Origin of the sequence: Brevibacterium linens ATCC 9172, from assembly GCF_900169165.1 — a bacterium.
Classification (GTDB): domain Bacteria; phylum Actinomycetota; class Actinomycetes; order Actinomycetales; family Brevibacteriaceae; genus Brevibacterium; species Brevibacterium linens.
The window spans coordinates 1-17,797 of the sequence record NZ_FXYY01000040.1; the positions used below are offsets into that span (position 1 = coordinate 1).

A 17,797-nucleotide genomic window follows, 5' to 3' on the forward strand; every position below is an offset into this window, starting at 1 on the left:
TCAGCCATCGTGGGATGCCTTTCGTGAGGTTCTTGGCGGAACTACTAGCGGGATCCCACGATGGTTCTTCACATTTTTGGGGGTGAAGTCCCTGGTGGGAATGCCACCACTCTATGGGACTCACCCGGAGTTTGCGATGAGTGAGCAGGATCGCCCCCAGAATTCCGACCCGGCACCGGTCGGCGAGACCGAAGCGGTCATCGTCGGAATCGACGGCTCTCCGCCGAGTCGCAACGCCCTGGCGTGGGCGATCCAAGAAGCACGCTCCCTGGGGCGTCCCATCCGCCTTGTCGGTGCCTACACGATTCCGAGCGTGGCGGCTGCCGCCATCGACGTGTCCTATGTGCCCATCGATGACAGTTCGATCCGTGCGGCCGTGACGAACACCCTCAAGGAGGCGGCTGCCGAGGTCAAGGCAGCAGGAGTTCCCGTCGAGGCCGTCATCGAGATCGGCGATGCCGCCGGCGTGCTCATCGACGAATCGAAGACCGGCTGCCTCACCGTCGTCGGATCCCGCGGTCGCGGCGGTTTCGCCGGTCGTCTCCTCGGGACCGTCTCGAGCGCACTGCCTGCGCACTCGGCATGTCCGACGGTCGTCGTCCCCGCATGCTGGGACAACCAGGCCGAGCGTCCCGCGCATCCGACCTCGTCACGGCCGATCCGGCAGGACGGCATCGAGGTCGAAACCCATGATCCCGATGCCGAGTCGATCGAAGGCCTGCGCTTCGACGGCAAGGTCGTCGTCGGTGTCGACTCCCTCGGCGCCGAGTCCCCGGCGCTGTGGAAGGCTGCGCGACTGGCCGTGCGCCGCGGTTCGCCGCTGCACATCGTCGCCGTGATCACCACGACGGTCATCGGCCCCGAATGGCTGCCGAGCACCGCCGATCTCGAACGCCTCGTCAACGAGGGGGCGGACAAGCTCGTCGTCGCCAAACAGCGTCTGGCCGAGGAGTTCCCGGATCTCGACGTTACCTGGACGCTCTTCGACGGCCAACCGGCCGAGGTGCTCGTCCGGGCCTCCGACACAGCCGAGGTGCTCGTCATCGGGTCGCGCGGTCGCGGCGGATTCGCCGGCCTCCTGCTCGGTTCCACCTCGCAGTCGGTGCTGCCGTACTCGCAATGCCCGACGATGGTCGTGCGCGTCGCTCGCGACCACGGTCGCCGCAAGCACAACGAGGCCCCGCCGGAGCCGGGGCTCTAGATGTCATCCTGACCGGGGAGGTCCGAGTCCGCGAGCCGGATCTGGCTGCCGGAGCGGACAGAAAGCGCCGAGGCGGCCGATCGGATCGATCGGCCGCCTCGGCGATGGTGGATCCTCGGTGATCGTCGGTCAGGGCGATGCCGGAAACCGTTTTCGGCTCCGTCAAGTGAGTCTGGCGCCCCCGGGCAGATTCGAACTGCCGACACCCGCTTTAGGAGAGCGGTGCTCTATCCCCTGAGCTACGGGGGCCAGGTGGTCGTCCTCAACCACGATCACCCAGTGTAGCGTAGAAGAAACCTCACTGTTCCACGGTGTGCCAGCACCTATTGGGGACAGTTTCTCGTTAGGGTCGAATTGTGTCGGATTCCGTTAGAGACGAACAGTTCCCAGAGCTCGGAGATGTCTTCGCCGAGTGGAAGAAGCAGGCTGCCCATCTGGGCGGTCGCGACACCATGCTTCATTTCCGGGACTCCCGTGACGGCAGCATCGACCTCTCCGGCGCCCACCCCTCCGGCCTGGCGCAGCTGCTGGCCGGACGCGCCACCCGGCTCTCCAGCCTCATCCGCGACCACGACATCCTCACCGATGCGCGCCGTCGCGCGAAGTCCATCCGCTCGAAGGCGGAGCAGCTCGACAACGAACGCGGCATCCGCACCGCACACCTGGCGATCGGATTCGCCTCGTGGACGGAGAAGGACGCGAAGTACAAGTTCAACGCGCCGGTCGTTATGCGCCACATCACGCTGGTGCCTCGCGGATCCCGCGTCGAAGACTACGAGATCGTGCTCGACAACGAGATCACGATCAACCCGGCGCTCGTTCAGCACCTGCACGCGGAATACGACCTCGAGGTGCCCGTCGACGACTGGGTCGACGCGACCGGTGGCCCGCACGGCTTCGACCCGGGACCGGCCCTCGACCGCCTGCGCGATCTGGGGCAGAGCGTGCCCGGTCTGCGGATCAACCACCGCCTGATCATCTCGACGTTCGCGAACATCGCGAGTCCGTTCTCCACCGACTACCTGCCCACCCAGCACCCCGTGCTGCGGGCGCTGGCCGGCGACGAAGACGTGCGCGCCTCCCTCGGGGGCCCCTCCTACGTGCCGCAGCCGGGAGTCCTCCCCGACGAGAAGATCGCCGCAGCAGAGGAAGCCGAGAAGAAGCGAGCCGAAGCGAAGAGAGCCGCCGACGCCGTCGACGAGACGGAAGCCGATGGTGCATCCGATGCGGCCGAGAGTCAGACGAAATCAGCGCCTGAGGCGAAGAGCACGGACACTGCAAAGGCCGAGGCAGACGACAGCATCGCCGAGGCGTCTTCCGATACTGCTGGAATGTCCGCTGGCGAGTCGGCGACCGGTGGCGAGTCAGCGGCCGGCGACGAGAAGGCCGGCGCCGACGACGAGAAGGCGGGCGAGAAGACGTCGGCCGATGCGGACGCCGGTGCCGCTGCCGGCACCGTTCCCGCTGGCGGCAACGATGATGACGAGGACTACGGTCAGCCGACCGTGCCCATCACCGACGAACCGCTCGATGTGGCAAAGCCGAGAACCGGCACCGAAGCCGCCAGTGCCGAACCAGCTAGTGCCGAAGCCGCCGGTGACAAGGCTGCCGGTGGCAAGACTGCCGGTGACACGTCGGCCGACGGCGAGGAGCCGTCGACGACTGACGCCGAGGAAACGTCGTCGACTGACGCCGAGGCCGATTCGGCCGTCGAGTCCGATAAGAGTGCGCCGGCGATCGATGCTGCCGCAGCCGCAACCCCCGATGCAGCAGCCACAACCCCCGATGCTGAGGGCACAGCCGACCTCGGCTCGGAGACGTCCGAGCCCGGCTCAGCTGCAGACGGCGAAACGCCACCAGCATCCGCGACCGGCGGCGACGGCGAGGACGTCGTTCCCGCCGCACTCCAGGAGCCGATCACTCCGCTTCCCGACCGGAAGCCGCAGGAGGAGTTCCTCGTCATCGACGTCGACGGAGACCAGCAGGCTGTCGTCGACGCCGCCGTATCCGGTCACTCCGTCGTCGTCGACACCCCACCCGGAACCGGCGCCACCCAGGTCGCCGTCGCCGTGGCCACCACTCTGGCGCACACCGGCAAGAGCGTGCTCTTCCTCGCTCAGACCTCCGATGCGCTCGACGATTTCTCCGCCCGCCTCGGCGAGGTCGGACTCTCCGACTTCGCCGTCGACACCCGTGCCGGCACGGAAGACATCCGCAAGCAGCTCATCGGTCTCATCGGCTCGGCCGAGAAGTCCGAACGCCCGGACCTCTCCCGTCTGCTGACCGAACTCAACGAACAGCGCGCGACCCTGGCCGACCACGTCTCCTCCCTGCACCGCAGGCGCGAACCGTGGGACGTCTCCGTCTACGAAACCATGCAGCACCTCGCCGAACTGACCTCCGGCGACAACTCCCCGCAGACGCCGGTGCGCTTCGACGACGACATCCTCGGCGCCAGCGATGACCGCCGGAACATTCTGCGGGGCAAGCTCGGCGAACTCGCTCGACTCGGCGCATTCACCCTCGACGTCGAAGACACCGTGTGGTTCGGCGCCGACCTCAAATCCGTCGAGGAGGCCGAAGCCGCACGCACGGTGGCCGAACGCATCGGCCGGATGATCCCCGACCTCGTCGCGGCGACCGAACCGGTGCTGCAGAAGGCGAAGCTCAACCCGCGCCGCAACATCGACGACTGGTCCCGCGCCATCCGCGTGCTCCTGCGCGTGCGCAAGACGCTCGACAACTTCGCCCCCGATATCTACGACCACCGCCTCGACGACCTCATCGCCGCCACCGGCACACCCGAATATCGGGTCGAAGTCGGCGTCGAGATGGGAATGATGCAGCGTCGTCGACTGAAGAAGTCGGCCGCGGAGTTCCTCCGCCCCGGCGCCGAGGTGACTGACCTCCACGAGGCCCTCATCGACGTCCGCGCCCAGCGAGTCATCCTCTCCGATCTCGCCGGGCACGACGGTCGCCCGCAGATTCCGCGCGGCGTCCTCGAAGCCGATGAGATCCTCCAGAGCGTCGAAGCAGATATGGCCAAGCTCGCTCCGATCCTCGAGACCACCCCGGACGGCGGCGACCTCGGCTCGATGCTCATCGAGGAGCTTCAGGCACGTGCCGAAGCGATGGGCAGCGACTCGGAGAACCTCGCGGAACTGCCCGAACGTTCCCGCCTGCAACGTGAGCTCGACGGTGAGGGCCTCAGCGACCTCATGGCCGATCTGCGCCGGCGCAAGGTCGACGAGTCACTCGTCGGCCCAGAATTCGACCTCGCCTATTGGGCCTCCGTGCTGCAGACCATGGCCGGCGAAGATCCCGCGATCGGTCGCCACGACGGTGACGCTCTCCACCAGGTGGCCGAAGGCTTCCGCGAGAACGACCGCGCCTTCGTCGCCGCCGGTGCCTCCCGCCTGCGCTACAACCACGCACAGGCATGGACACGCGGAATCGACTCCGACCCCATCGCCGCCGGCGTCATCAAACAGGAGCTTCTGTCGCAGCACACCTCGGTCAACCGGATCTCCACTCAGGCACCCGAACTGCTGACGACTCTGGCACCGGTGTGGATGGGCAGCCCGTACGCGGTGCCCGAACTCTTCTCCGCCCTGCCGCTCTTCGACGCGGTTGTCATCGCCGACGCCGGACGACTGTCGGTCGCCGATGTCGTTCCCGGAATCACCCGCGCCCGCCAGGTCATCTCGCTCGGCGACTCCCGGCTGCTCGGACCGCGCCCGTTCTCGGTCGCCGTCGATCGGTTCGGCATGGACGATGGGAAACATCCACGATCGGTGCAGGATCGCCTCGGCGAGTTCCTGCCGCGGATGCGGCTGTCGAATTCCTATCGACTGTCCCCGGTCGGGCTCATCGACCTGGCCAACCGGCACTTCTACGATTCGACGATTTCGACGTTGCCGACCGCGCACACCGGTGAGGGCAGCGGTCTCGAATTCTCCTATGTCGCCGACGGCAGGGGCCCCACGGACATCGGCACCGGTCGGGTCGAGAGTCCTGACGCCGAGGTCAAACGGGTCGTCGACCTGGTGCTCAAGCACGCGCGGAACCGGTCGCGGGAGTCGCTGGCCGTCGTCGCGCTCACCCCGCATCACGCTCAGCGGGTGGCCACGGCGATCTCACGGGCGATGAAGGATCTGCCGTATGTGGCGGCGTTCTTCAACGACTCGACGAAGGAGCCGTTCGTCGTCACCGACGCCGAACGCGTTCAGGGCATGTCGCGCGATGCCGTGATCTTCACCCTCGGCTTCGGCCGCACCGTCCACGGCCGTGTCATCCACGACTTCGGACCGCTGTCCGGGCCGGACGGGCGACGTATCCTCGCGGCCACGATGACGCGAGCCCGGAAGCGGCTGACGCTGGTCTCGAGCATCGAGGCCGAGGACTTCGACCGCAGCAAACTCAACGGGGGAGCGGTCATGCTGCCGCGTCTGCTCGAAGAGATCGCGACCGGCGGCGTCCACCAGCCCGGGCCGCACGGCGAGATCTACGATCCGCTGATGGGCGACATCGCCGATCGGCTGCTGCAGCTCGGCGTCGTCGCGCACGAGCATTACAACGGCATCGATCTGGCCGTGGCGAACTCGGCCGAGGATGAGCACGGAATGATCATCGCCGTCGCCGGCGACGGACCCGAATACGCTTCGATGCGCAGCCTGCGCCAACGCGACCGGGTGCTGCCCGAACAGCTGAGCCGCCGAGGCTGGAAGTTCATGCGCGTATGGTCCACCGATGCGTTCGTCGACCCGCAGACCGAGACCGAGAAGATCTTCGAGGCGTGGCGAGCGACCGTGGAGACGATGAGCCCGCAGGCCGTGCTCAATGCGGCACGCGCCGCCTCGGTGGTCGTCGGCCGCACCGGCAGCCGCCCGAAGCTCGTGCCCGGTCTGCCGATGCACAAGTACTCCGCCGAGGGCCTCGACCAGATGATCGACTGGATCCAGTCGGATGCGGTGGTCCGCGGCGACGGCGAGATCAAGGATCTCCTGCGCACCGCTCTGGCGCAGAAGGGCAATTCGAGCCGAGGCGACTCCCAGCTGCAGGCCGCCGTGGATCGGTACCGCGAACGCCATGCTCAGGCGAAGAAGGTCACGGGCGCTGAGGTGTTCATCCCGCGGTCGAACTCCGCCGGGCCCGTCGAAGACGACATCCTGCCGACCTTCGACACCGGCAAGATCCGTGCCGATGAGCTCCGGTCGGCCGGACTCGTCCAGACCGCAAGCAACGACCAGGTCCCCGAGGCGGCCGATGACTCCGCCAGCACCGAATCGGTTGGTGCGGGGCCCGACGGCACCGATGACAACGGCGCGGATTCGGCTGAGGACGAGCGCGGCGGGGCCGCCTCGGCGAAGTCAGGGGCGAAGAACGACGATGCCTGACCGGCCCTCCGGCGGCGAGGATGCTGATCGGGACCGAGAATCGTTCGACAGCGATCGAGAACCGTCTGATTCCAGCGACGACGGGGTCTCCGCCGATCCCGCCAGCACATCGTCAGGTGATGACGATGCCGAGGCCGACGAGTTTCGGAAGGCCCGGATCGCAGCGGCGAAGCGGCGCTACCGCGCCACTCTGCGCAACGAAGCCGATACCGGTGGTGGCGGCTTCAGCGAGGACTACTACCGTTCGCAGAAGCCCCCGCACTGGTCGTAGTGCCGTATCCGGCGATAGCTCCGGCCCTATTTGGTCGTAGCGTTCCATCCGGTTGCAGGCCGCCCAACAGGTTTCGGATACACAGAAGGCCCGATCTCAAGGGAGAGCGGGCCTTCTGCGCGATCGGTTGGTGATCAGTGCCGCGGAGGCTGGTTCGGATCGACCGGGCCGTCGGTCGCGGGACCCTCGGCGGGTCCGGTGACAGAAGCGGTCTGGTTGCGCAGGATCTCGCGGATGTCGCCGAGCAGATCCTCGGTGGTCGGAGGAACTTCTTCCTCGGGAGCCCCACGCTTGCGCAGCTCGTTGAGCTTGTTCATCGGCACGATGATGATGAAGTAGACGATGGCGGCAACGATGAGGAAGTTGATGGCTGCAGTGATGACCGCACCGAGATCGATGGTGGTCTCGGGGACGTTCTCCTTGATCCGGAACGCCAGAGCCGGACCCTCGGCGCCGCCGACGGCGGCGATGAGCGGGTTGATGATCTTGTCAGAGAAGGCGGTGACGATGGCGGTGAATGCGCCGCCGATGATGACCGCGGTTGCGAGTTCGACGACATTCCCCTGGAGAATGAAGTCCCGGAATCCCTTAAGCATTAGAGAAACCCTTTCGGTGTGTGATCACTGAAATGCTGTTGATGAATAGCTCAATTACGTTCCAATAGTACACACGGGTAACACATTGTCAGCAGAAATGTTCTGCGAGTCTGACCGCCGTATTGATGTGTCAGGAAATCGAAATGCAGAGACGAAAGCAAGCCCGGCATGTTCAACAGTCGCCAAGCACCGCGGTTCAACAGGACAGATGATCCGAAACCGGCAGGGCGGTGGCGGGGATCAGCGCGGCAGAATCGCAAAGCTGATCGGAAGTCCGGCGAACTCGGCGACACGCCTGGCATCCTCTGCGGAGAGGATGACGGAAACAAGCTGGCCTGATTCTGCGGCAATTCCTTCGGGTTTGTCGACGAGGCGGGCGATCGTCACCTCTTCGACGACGATTTCCGATCCGCCGTCGGGAAGGGACGAGAAGAGGCGGATCTTCTGCCCGGTTTGGAGCAGCGCGGCCGAGGCGTCATCGGCCAACCGAATCGGCATGAGAAGGTCACGGCTGCCCTTCGGCAGCGCCTGCTGATCGAGCACGGTCGACGAGGTCAGCGGTGACCCCTTCGACAGGCCCGCCGAGGTGGCACGCCCTTTCACCTCGTTAACAGACCTGAATGCCTTGTCGGGGACCACGTCGGACGGGAACTGAGTGAGGGTGAGGTCGTCAGCCTTGAGTTCGGTGCCCGGTGCCAGATCCGACTTCGCGACGACGATCGCTGTTCCCCCGTTGTTCGGCGTGAGTGTCCACACGGTCAGAGCGCAGGCAAAGGCCAGGCAGATGGCGGCGAGAACGCGCTGGGGCCGAATGCGCGACGATCGTGTCCGGCTGGGAGACGAGGTTCGGATGCGGTGGAAGAAGCCCATGCACCGAGCCTGCGGCGCCGTGCGGGCGGCGGCAAGGGTGGAGAACTCGCCTGTGGACAGTTCGTGCCGTCCACAGGCGATCGGTGTCTGAGTGAAGGGAGCCGACCCGGCGGAACAGCCAGTCGGCTGGCGGCCCTGCCGGAGCGCCGGCGACCGGGGCCGGAATGCCGAGGGCCGGAGCGGTCAGCTCGCGGCTGGAGTGCTCGCCGCCGAGGAGCTGCTCGACGATGAGTTCGACGCCGAGGAGGTCGAGGTTTCCTTCGCCGACGAGCTCGAGGACTCCTTCGAGGAGGAGTCGGAACTCGAGGAGCTGACGGTGCTCGACTTGCTCGAGCGGGAGTCGGTGGCGTAGAAGCCGGATCCCTTGAAGCTGATGCCCACGGCGCCGAAGACCTTCTTCAGGCGGCCCTGGCATTCCGGGCAGACGGTGAGCGAGTCATCGCTGAAGTCCTGATGAATATCAAAGGCGTGACCACAGCTCTTGCAGGCGTAGGAGTAGACGGGCATTCGAGACCTTTCTTCGACGACAAGATTATAGTGCACAGGAACCTCCTCGGAGCACCGGTCCGCGATATGCACAAGGTTATCCACATATCAACACGCGCGAGTGGGCGCTGATTCCCGCCGATCAGGCCGCGAAGATGTGTGTTCCCTCCTCGGTGACGGCCGCAGGGATGCGCAGGTCCCAGTCCTCGGCGACGAGGCCCGGCAGATCGAGCTCCTCGGCGAAGCACACCCCGACGATGCGGGGCTCCGAATCGGCAGCTCCCGAACCGTCGGGTCCTGAACCGAGGGGCTCCGCCCCGTGTGGGCCGAAGGTCCTGTCGTAGAAACCGCCCCCATTGCCCAGGCGGGCGCCGTCGGCGCCGAAGCCCAGGGCGGGGACGAAGATGAGGTCGAGGCCCACGGCAGCGGAGAGCAGCTGGGCGGCGGTCAGCAGCGTGCCGTCCTGGGCCGGTTCACGGATTCCCCATCTGCCCTGCGGTCTCAGACTGGTCATCGATCCAGTGACCCGGCCGAACATCAACGGCTCGCCCACTGTCGTGACGACCGGCAGGTAGGCGGTGCCGCCCGCGGCGAGGAACCGATCGAGCGCCGGGTCGAGGTCCGGCTCTCCGGGCAGTGCCGCATAGGCAAGGAGCGAGCGAACCGGTGCGTTCCGAATGAGCGTCCACGCGGCGTCGGCCACGGAGCCTGCAGGTGCCACGGTGTCCGGGGCCGCGGCGGAGGCCGGGTGCGGGGTCGAGTCCGGGGCCGCCTCGGTGGGAGTGACCTGCGGCGACGCCGTCGTCGTTGACGACGATGCGGCGGGAGTCGCCTCGTCGACGGGTCGGTTGGCGCGAGCGGCGCGGATGCGGGACCGCAGCTGCGCCTTCGAAGTTCCTGGGTCCACGCATTTCAGACTAACTGGGGTGGGCGGATTCGTTAAGATGACTTCATGAGTGATGAAGCGCAGCGCACCGTTCGCAAGGCCGTGATCCCCGTCGCCGGCCTCGGAACTCGGTTCCTCCCCGCGACGAAGGCCACCCCCAAAGAGATGCTCCCCGTCGTCGACAAGCCGGCGATCCAGTACGTCATCGAGGAAGCCGTCGATGCCGGTCTGCAGGACGTCCTCATGATCACCGGCCGGAACAAGCGTCCGCTGGAGGATCATTTCGACCGGGTCGACGGGCTTGAGGCGGCACTCGCTCAGAAGGGCGATGACAAGAAGCTCGCCGCCGTGCGCCATCCTTCTGAACTCGCCGATATCCACTATGTGCGCCAGGGCGATCCCAAGGGACTCGGGCACGCCGTTCTCAAGGGACGCCAGCATGTCGGCACCGAACCGTTCGCGGTCCTGCTCGGTGATGACCTCATCGACGAGCGCAGCCCGATCCTGCCGAAGATGATCGAGGTCGCGGAGAAGACCGGCGGCAGCGTCGTCGCGCTCATGGAGGTCCCGCCCGAAGCGATCCACCTCTACGGCTGCGCGGCCGTCGAGACGACAGAAGATGACGAGGTCATCAAGGTCACCGGCCTCGTCGAGAAGCCCGCCACCGAGGATGCTCCCTCGAACTTCGCCGTCATCGGCCGCTATGTGCTGGCTCCGGAGATCTTCGACGTCCTCGAGACCACGAAGCCGGGACGCGGCAACGAAATCCAGCTCACCGATGCCCTGCAGGAACTCGCCGGAGACGATGAGGGCCACGGCGTCTACGGAGTCGTGTTCAAAGGCGCTCGCTACGACACCGGCGACAAGCTCGATTACCTCAAAGCGGTTGTGCAGATCGCCTGCGACCGCGAGGACCTCGGCGACGACCTCAAGGCGTGGCTGCGCGACTTCGTGCCGACGCTGGACTGAGTGCCGACACACGAGTGGGCCGACCGACCTGGTAGCCCGTCCGGGCCGACCGACGTGGTGCGGCTTGTCCGAGCCGACCGTCCTGGTTCGGCCTTTCAGGGCCGACCGACTTTGAACCCGAGAGCGAGGGCAGCCGCGTGTGGCCTGTCATCCTGACTGATCGACAGTCCGATATCGTGCTGCGACCGCTGCGCCGCCGTGACGAGGAGGCGTGGCGAGAGGTTCGCCGATTCAACCGCGACTGGCTGCGCCCATGGGACGCGACCCTGCCCGCGCCGGGCCAGGAGCTGCCGGGGTTCCGCACGATGGTGCGGATGCAGGACAAACAGGCCAAGCGCGGACAGACGGTGCCGTTCGCCATCGAGGTCGACGGGAGCTTCCGCGGCCAGATCACCGTGTCGGGACTGAGCTGGGGCTCGATCCTGTCCGGGCAGATCGGGTACTGGATCGACTCGCGGGTGGCAGGGCGCGGAATCACCCCGGTCGCTGTGGCCATGGCCGCCGATCACTGCTTCTTCGCCCTCGGAATCCACCGGATAGAGATCAACATCCGCCCGGAGAACACAGCGAGCCTGCGTGTGGTCGAGAAGCTGGGCCTGCGCGACGAGGGGCTGCGCGAGAAGTACATGCACATCGACGGACAGTGGTGCGACCACCGCACGTTCGCCCTCCTCGCCGAGGAGGTCCCGCAGGGGCTGCTCGCCGCGTACCGGCACGGCACCGGTGCGTGGTAGGAGCGCCGGTCGGGCGGGTTCAACCACCACCTGGGAATTCGGTGAACTTCACTCTTGTTTGACCGACACACCTGGCGCCTTCACAACTTCCCCGATGCCTGCAATTTAGGGTGGCATTGTGGACACCAGCATCATCGTCGTCATCGCCATCGTCGTGGTCTTCGCCGTTGCTGTGCCCGCAATGATTCGGAAGTCCGCGACGGATCTCTCGCGCGTCGAAATCGATACGGTCCCTGACAACGCCGCTGTCGTCTCCGCCGAGACAGCCGTCCCCGGACACGACCATTCGGAGCGCATCCAGGTCTTCCACGACAAGCCCCGGAAGGTGCCGTCGGTTCCGACCCCGGACATCTCGGAAGAAGCCGAGGCCCCGAAGCTGAGTCTGTCGGTCTCCGGCCCCGAGTTCGCCGTCATCGACGGTCACGCCGAAGCGCACACCGTCACCGAGACTGCCGAGCACACCCAGCTCGATGTCCTTCCCGTTGCAGTCGGTGAAACCTCCTCCCTGTCCAGCGACCACGGTGTCGGCGGTCGCATTGTCGGAATGTCCAGCGTAGGCGTCGGCACTGACACAGGATCTGGTGCAGGAGCTGCCGCCGACAACGTTCGACTGCTCCACCCCGCCGTCCACGCAGTCTTCGACGACAGCGGCCGCTCCGCCGGGCAGTCGGAACGACAGAGTCGTCCACTTCAGGCACATCCGCCGCACGCGACCGACGCCGGCCGCGACGCGTCGGCGAACCGGACACGGTCGATCAGCGCCGGTCCGGCCCCATATGGAGGCGGACCACGCGAGGACCGGTCCCGGACGGGACGCGGCGGCCACCTCGGCGAGGGGACGGCCAGCACCCACGGACACGACCGACAGATTTCCAATCCGACCATCGGAACCGACGAGGAACATGCGATGACTGACCAAGCCACGACCCTGCGGGAGTCACTGAAGTCGCTGAACACCATGGTCAGGGGCTTCTCTTCGGTCTTCCTCGCCTCGGTCCTCGGCATTCTTGTGTCGAGTGTGCTCGCAGCCTTCTCGGTCGTTCACATCGCCTTGGCCGGGGTCTTCTTCGGACTCGCGGTCGTCACTCTGTTCCTCGTGCGCACGCTCAACCTGCGGAAGCGGGACACGAAGAAGAAGCTGCGACGCCTGCAGGAGGCAGCCCGGTCACGGACGGCCAAGCCGGCCCGCGCCACCGACCCGGAGCGTCCTTCCGTGCCGGCTCGCACCAGTCACCAGGACGGCGCCAGCAAGCCGGAGCGTGTCACCAAGCCTGAGCCGGCCGGGCAGCCGACTGCCACGACACGAGCGACTGCCACGGCACGATCGAAGTCGAGCGGTGCGCCTGCAGCAGAGACGCAGATACCGGCCCGGACGGGTGCGAATGCGCAGACCGTTGCCGTCAAGCGGCAGCCTCGCACGGCACCCGCACCGACCTCGAGCGGCACCGCTGCCCGGATCGCCGCAGCGGCGCAGGGAACGGGCGCGGCGGCGAAGGCCGCCCAGGCGCGCGCCGCGATGAACCGCTCCGCCGAGGCGAAGAAGTCCCGCGAAGAGGCCGACACCGGTGAGATCCCACTCGTGCGCATCCGCAAGGAAGCCGCCGAGGGCCACACCACGCGTCAGGTCCTCCTCACCGGACCGATCCCGATCGTGAAGGAGAACGCCACCGGGGACTGTGACTCCACCTCCGCCGAGGCGACCGCTGACTCCGAGACCGCGTCGACTTCGCATTCCGCTGTCACGGCAGAATCGACCCAGACGGCTGAGACCAAACCTGAGCCGACGGACACCACGACCGCTGGCGAGAACGACGCCTGGGCCACCTCGGCGACGTCCGCGGAGAAGGCCCGGACCGAAAGGACCGGGGGTACGGTCTCGCTCGGTGCCGACCTCGTCGCTGAGTCCGACGCCGACACAGCCGACCGGGAGGACGCCGATGCGGATGTGCACGCTGCGCTGAACGCGGCGACTCGCACGGTCGATGACCCGTTCATGCAGCGCCTGAAGTCGCGTGACGGATGGTCGCCGACCCCGCTGCCCGTTCCCAGCTACGTCGACGCCCCCGAAGCCGAGCATCCGGTGCCTTCGGCATCGGCGGCTGATGCCAGCTCGTACGAGACCGAGGCTCGCAGTCGTGAGGACATCGCCGCTGAGTTCGCCGAAGAGCTCGGCTACCGGCCGGAGCTCAGCGACTCCGCCCGCGAGGACGGTCCGCTCGGCCACGGGCGCAAGGCGATCCGGACGACGAAGGCCGCCGACCTCGGCGCTGTCAACGACGTCCTCGCTCGTCGTCGCGCCTGATGCCCCGAGGCGGCTGACATTCGGGCGGCACGGAATTCGCGATGCAGACGCAGAAGCCCCGCACAATCCGTGCGGGGCTTCTTCACGTCAGGGGTGATGGTGTCCAGGGTATGTCGCGGGCAGCACAGTTCACGACAGATAGCATCCGTTTGAAAGCGTGCTATCTGTCGTCGATGGTGCTGCCGGCGATCAGGCGCTGAAGACGAACCAGCAGATCGCGTCGCGCCGTGCCTGATCGTCCAGTACGAGTTCGCGGACATCGGTCGGCAGCTGCTCGCGCTGCCAGTCGCGTTCGGCACGACCGGCCGCGAGGTCGTTGCCCGACCGTCCGCGGGCCGCTTTGATCGCGTAGGCCGCCGCCCCGAGGTCGTGCTCGGCGACGTGTCCGACGCAGGCCGCCTGTCCCGCCGCGTAGGCTGCGAACCGGGCGGGCCCACGCAGGGGTCGTGCGGCACCCATGGCATGACCGCCGAGGGCACGAGCCTCCATCATCGGCATCTCACCGGCTGCCCACGCCCGTGCGGCGGCATTGGCGCTGCGGGGTCGCTCATCCTCGGGGCAGGCGGATTCGAAGTGCGGCAGGACGTGTTCCGCGCAGTCGGCGGCCCACAGTGCGAGAAGCCGGTGGTCGGCATCGGTCAGCGGGCCGCCTCGGCGAATCGTGATCATCCGTGGATCGCGGACCTTCGGCAGGATCATGGGCGCCGACCGAGCACGGACGGCGGGCGCAGGCGATGAAGCACGCGGACGTTCACAGTTGCCGATTCTAACGCCCCCACCGACCGGGCCGATCTGGGGAAGGTCGGAACCGAGACACGAATCTGCCCGGGCTGTGTGTTCCCCTGCTGGACACGGCCGACTCGGCAGTCTTTGACCGTGCTAGATTGCTCACCGTCGACCACGCGAGGACGGCCGGCAGAGAGCAGCACCAGCGTTCAGGGGAGGAACCGATGGTCGGTATCGAAGACCGAGTCAACGCCGACAGAGTCGGGGCACGGCGCGCCCGCCGCGCGGCAGCCGGGTCGTTCATCGGCGCCGTCGTGGAATGGTACGACTTCCTGCTCTACGGAATCGTCGCAGCGCTGGTCTTCGGCGAACTCTTCTTCCCCGACTACAGTTCCCACGCCGGAACGCTCGCCGCATTCGCTACCTTCGGCGTCGGTTTCATCTTCCGCCCGCTCGGCGGCATCATCTTCGGCCACTTCGGCGACCGCCTCGGTCGCAAATCCATGCTCGTGTGGACGATGACGATCATGGGTGTGGCCACCGCCCTCATCGGATTCCTGCCGACCTACCAGTCCGTCGGCTGGCTCGCTCCTGCCTTGCTGGTGCTGCTGCGTTGCATCCAGGGCATCGCCGTCGGCGGGGAATGGGGCGGTGCCGCGCTCATGGCCGTCGAAAGCGCACCGTCGAAGCTGCGGGCCTTCTTCGCCAGTGGAGTCCAGATCGGCTATTCGTTCGGACTGCTGCTGGCCACCGGGTTTGTAGCCCTGCTCAGCAGCAATTTCTCCGCCGAGGCCTTCCTCGCTTGGGGATGGCGCATTCCGTTCTTCTTCAGTGCCGTCCTCGTCATCGTCGGGCTGTGGATCCGTGCCGGTGTCGAGGAGTCCGGGGAGTATGTCGAACGCGTGAAGAATGCGAAGACCGACAAAACCGCGAAGCTGCCGATCCTCGAAGCCTTCAAACGCTATCCCGCACAGATCTTCCAGATCGTCGGCCTGCGGTTCATCGAACTGCTGACCATGTACATCGTCACGACCTTCGCACTGTCCTATTCGACAGAGCAGCTCGGCCTCGATCGGCAGGTCATGCTCAACATCACCCTCCTCGTCGGCGGTCTCGGCATCGTCACGATCCCCGCCTTCGCCTACCTCTCCGACCGCTACGGACGCCTGCGGGTCTACCTCACCGGAGGGGTTATCGGCCTCGTCAGCGCCGTCCCGTTCTTCCTCTTCCTCGAGGCCGGGAACATCGTCGGCATCGTCATCTTCGCAGTGCTGCTCATCAACATCGCTCACGATGCCGTCGTCAGCGTGCAGCAGCCGCTGTTCGCCGAGATGTTCAGTCCCGAATTCCGCTACAGCGGAGCGGGAGTCGGATACCAGCTCGCCAGCGCGATCGCCGGCGGCTTCACCCCGTTCATCGCGACGTTCCTCGTCGGACTCGGAGACGGGACCTGGTACCTCGTGGCGGCCTACCTCGGCGGCGGGTGCCTCATCTCGATCTCGATCGCCATGTTCCTTGTGCGCAAGTGGCAGGTCGGCCGCCGCACCGAATGCTCCACCGCCGACGCCGCACGGATCGTGTCCGCCTGATCGTTCGGCTGAGCGTTCGGCTGACCGGACTCCGGTCTCGTGTCAGCTGCGGGGCAGGGCCACGTACTTGACCTCGAGGAACTCGTCGATGCCGACGCGTCCGCCCTCGCGGCCGAGGCCGGACATCTTCACTCCGCCGAACGGCGCCGCCGGGTTCGAGACCAGGCCGGTGTTGAGCCCGACCATGCCGACCTCCAACTTGTCGGCGAGTCCGAGGGCGCGTTCGACGTTCTCGCTGAACAGGTAGCCGACCAGGCCGAACTCGGTCTCATTGGCCAAGGCGATGCCTTGTTCGTCCGTGTCGAAGGTGACGATGGGTGCCACGGGGCCGAAGATCTCCGTCGTCCGGATCTCGGCGTCGGCGGGAATGTCGGTCAACACTGTCGGGGTGTAGAAGAAACCGTCGCCGTCGATCCTGGTTCCTCCGGTGAGGACCTTCGCTCCCTTGGTCACTGCCTCATCGACGAGGCCGGCGACCTTGTCGAGGGTGTCCTGGTCGACGAGCGGACCCATCTCGGTTCCTTCGTCGAGGCCGTTGCCCACCTTCATCGAGCCGATGCGTTCGGCCAGTCTCGAGGAGAACTCCTCGGCGAGAGAGGAATGGACGAACATGCGGTTCGCCGCGGTGCAGGCCTCACCGCCGTTGCGCATCTTCGCGACCACCGCGCCTTCGACGGCCTTGTCGATGTCGGCGTCGGCGAAGACGACGAACGGCGCGTTGCCGCCGAGCTCCATCGATGTCTTCATGACGCTGTCGGCGGCCTGCTTGAGCAGGCCCACCCCCACCTCGGTGGACCCGGTGAATGTGACCTTGCGGGCGATGCCGGACTCCATCCAGGCAGTGACGACGCGGCGCGCGGAGTCGGAGGTGACGAGGTTGAGCACGCCGGCAGGCAGGCCGGCCTCGACGAGGACGTCGACGAGCATGAGCGAGGTCAGCGGGGTCAGCTTCGCGGGCTTGAACACCATCGTGCAGCCGGCGGCGACGGCGGGTCCGATCTTGCGGGCGCCCATGGCCAGCGGGAAGTTCCACGGGGTGATGAGAATGCAGGGTCCGACGGGCTCGCGCGAGATGAGCATGCGGTTCTTGCCGTCCGGTGACTGCGAGTAGTCGCCCTCGATGCGCACAGCCTCTTCGGAGAACCAGCGGAAGAATTCGGCGCCGTAGGTGACCTCGCCCTTGGACTCGGCGAACGGCTTGCCCATTTCGGCGGTCATGACCGCGGCGATGTCGTCGGCGCGGTCGTGCAGCAGTTCGAAAGTCCGGCGCAGGATCTCGGAGCGTTCGCGCGGCGAGGTGGCTGCCCACTCTGCCTGTGTGTCACCGGCGACCGCGATGGCCTCTTCGGCATCGGCGGCGGAGCCGTCGGCCACGGTGGTGATGATCTCGCCGGTTGCGGGATTGCGGACGTTGATGGTCTTGCCGCCCTCGGCCTCGCGCCACCGGCCGTTGATGAACAGGCCGGTGCCCAGTTTGTCGATGATCGGGGTGATGTCCACGACGCGTCCTCCTTGAGTGTCGTCGGTGCAGAACCGCGTGGTCGGCGTGAGAACGTCCCCGCCGCAGTACCGGAGCGCGGCCGCTTCCAGTCTAGTGCTCTTCGGCCCGAAGCGTCGTGGGGAATTCGCCGCCGACGCCCGTCCCGGGGGGGGGGTGCCCCTATGTTTTAAGTCAAGGGGCAACGACTAGTTTCTTCAAGAATATTCGGTAGGAGTCGAAAGGCAGGGATGATCGGTCTGGGAACCAGCTCCCGGACTGATCTGGTACTCC

The 17,797-nt window shown here is 66.6% G+C and carries 13 protein-coding genes, 1 tRNA gene and 1 pseudogene; 8 read left to right on the forward strand and 7 right to left on the reverse strand.

Going from position 1 to position 17,797, the window contains the following annotated elements:
• Positions 1–136: 136 nt before the first annotated feature.
• Positions 137–1,201: a universal stress protein gene (locus BLIN9172_RS17060; protein ID WP_101556099.1), complete on the forward strand. Its 1,065-nt coding sequence runs from the start codon at positions 137–139 to the stop codon at positions 1,199–1,201.
• 173 nt (positions 1,202–1,374) lie between these two features.
• Here the strand turns inward: BLIN9172_RS17060 and BLIN9172_RS17065 are convergent.
• A tRNA-Arg gene (locus tag BLIN9172_RS17065) sits at positions 1,375–1,450 on the reverse strand.
• Between the two features lie 107 nt (positions 1,451–1,557).
• Here BLIN9172_RS17065 and BLIN9172_RS17070 point away from each other — a divergent pair.
• Both BLIN9172_RS17070 and BLIN9172_RS17075 read left to right on the forward strand, forming a co-directional pair.
• Positions 1,558–6,597, forward strand: coding sequence for a PDDEXK-like endonuclease domain-containing protein (locus BLIN9172_RS17070; RefSeq protein WP_101556100.1), 5,040 nt, complete (start codon positions 1,558–1,560; stop codon positions 6,595–6,597).
• Entirely contained in the window at positions 6,590–6,868 is a 279-nt protein-coding gene (locus BLIN9172_RS17075) for a hypothetical protein (protein WP_101556101.1), read from the forward strand. The genes BLIN9172_RS17070 and BLIN9172_RS17075 overlap by 8 nt, the downstream gene beginning before the upstream one ends.
• 134 nt (positions 6,869–7,002) lie before the next feature.
• On the opposite strand, the gene mscL is transcribed toward BLIN9172_RS17075, so the two are convergent.
• Together mscL and BLIN9172_RS17085 are read right to left on the reverse strand one after the other, a co-directional pair.
• Complete coding sequence (gene mscL / locus BLIN9172_RS17080; protein WP_025780349.1) at positions 7,003–7,464, reverse strand: large conductance mechanosensitive channel protein MscL; 462 nt, start codon at positions 7,462–7,464, stop codon at positions 7,003–7,005.
• 240 nt (positions 7,465–7,704) lie between these two features.
• Positions 7,705–8,334: an SAF domain-containing protein gene (locus BLIN9172_RS17085; RefSeq protein WP_101556102.1), complete on the reverse strand. Its 630-nt coding sequence runs from the start codon at positions 8,332–8,334 to the stop codon at positions 7,705–7,707.
• 91 nt (positions 8,335–8,425) lie between these two features.
• On the opposite strand from BLIN9172_RS17085, the gene BLIN9172_RS18775 reads away from it, so the two are divergent.
• Positions 8,426–8,686 (forward strand): hypothetical protein, encoded by a 261-nt coding sequence (locus BLIN9172_RS18775; RefSeq protein WP_308297802.1) that lies wholly within the window; start codon positions 8,426–8,428, stop codon positions 8,684–8,686.
• A gap of 14 nt (positions 8,687–8,700) precedes the next feature.
• Here the strand turns inward: BLIN9172_RS18775 and BLIN9172_RS18780 are convergent.
• Together BLIN9172_RS18780 and BLIN9172_RS17095 are read right to left on the reverse strand one after the other, a co-directional pair.
• Positions 8,701–8,841: pseudogene (locus tag BLIN9172_RS18780) on the reverse strand (FmdB family zinc ribbon protein); the annotation flags it as partial.
• Positions 8,842–8,962: 121 nt separating this feature from the next.
• Positions 8,963–9,727, reverse strand: coding sequence for a 5-formyltetrahydrofolate cyclo-ligase (locus BLIN9172_RS17095; protein ID WP_240812231.1), 765 nt, complete (start codon positions 9,725–9,727; stop codon positions 8,963–8,965).
• A 45-nt stretch (positions 9,728–9,772) separates the two neighbouring features.
• On the opposite strand from BLIN9172_RS17095, the gene galU reads away from it, so the two are divergent.
• The 3 genes from galU (at position 9,773) to BLIN9172_RS18260 (ending at position 13,711) form a co-directional block, all read left to right on the forward strand.
• A complete protein-coding gene (galU, locus tag BLIN9172_RS17100) occupies positions 9,773–10,675 on the forward strand; it encodes a UTP--glucose-1-phosphate uridylyltransferase GalU (RefSeq protein WP_101556104.1) in 903 nt (300 codons plus the stop codon).
• Positions 10,676–10,812: 137 nt separating this feature from the next.
• Positions 10,813–11,409, forward strand: a complete 597-nt coding sequence (locus BLIN9172_RS17105; protein ID WP_101556105.1) for a GNAT family N-acetyltransferase — start codon at positions 10,813–10,815, stop codon at positions 11,407–11,409.
• A 118-nt stretch (positions 11,410–11,527) separates the two neighbouring features.
• The gene (locus tag BLIN9172_RS18260; protein WP_170286970.1) at positions 11,528–13,711 is read left to right on the forward strand and encodes a hypothetical protein; all 2,184 of its coding nucleotides are present in this window, start codon (positions 11,528–11,530) and stop codon (positions 13,709–13,711) included.
• A 189-nt stretch (positions 13,712–13,900) separates the two neighbouring features.
• Here BLIN9172_RS18260 and BLIN9172_RS17115 read toward each other — a convergent pair whose 3' ends face one another.
• Positions 13,901–14,410 carry a putative immunity protein gene (locus BLIN9172_RS17115; protein WP_101556106.1) on the reverse strand — a complete coding sequence of 170 codons (510 nt, stop codon included), beginning with the start codon at positions 14,408–14,410 and terminating at the stop codon, positions 13,901–13,903.
• Between the two features lie 251 nt (positions 14,411–14,661).
• Between BLIN9172_RS17115 and shiA the strand changes: the two genes are divergently transcribed.
• A complete protein-coding gene (gene shiA, locus BLIN9172_RS17120; protein WP_101556107.1) occupies positions 14,662–16,026 on the forward strand; it encodes a shikimate transporter in 1,365 nt (454 codons plus the stop codon).
• Positions 16,027–16,068: 42 nt separating this feature from the next.
• Here shiA and BLIN9172_RS17125 read toward each other — a convergent pair whose 3' ends face one another.
• Positions 16,069–17,526, reverse strand: coding sequence for an NAD-dependent succinate-semialdehyde dehydrogenase (locus tag BLIN9172_RS17125; RefSeq protein WP_101556108.1), 1,458 nt, complete (start codon positions 17,524–17,526; stop codon positions 16,069–16,071).
• Positions 17,527–17,797 lie beyond the last annotated feature (271 nt).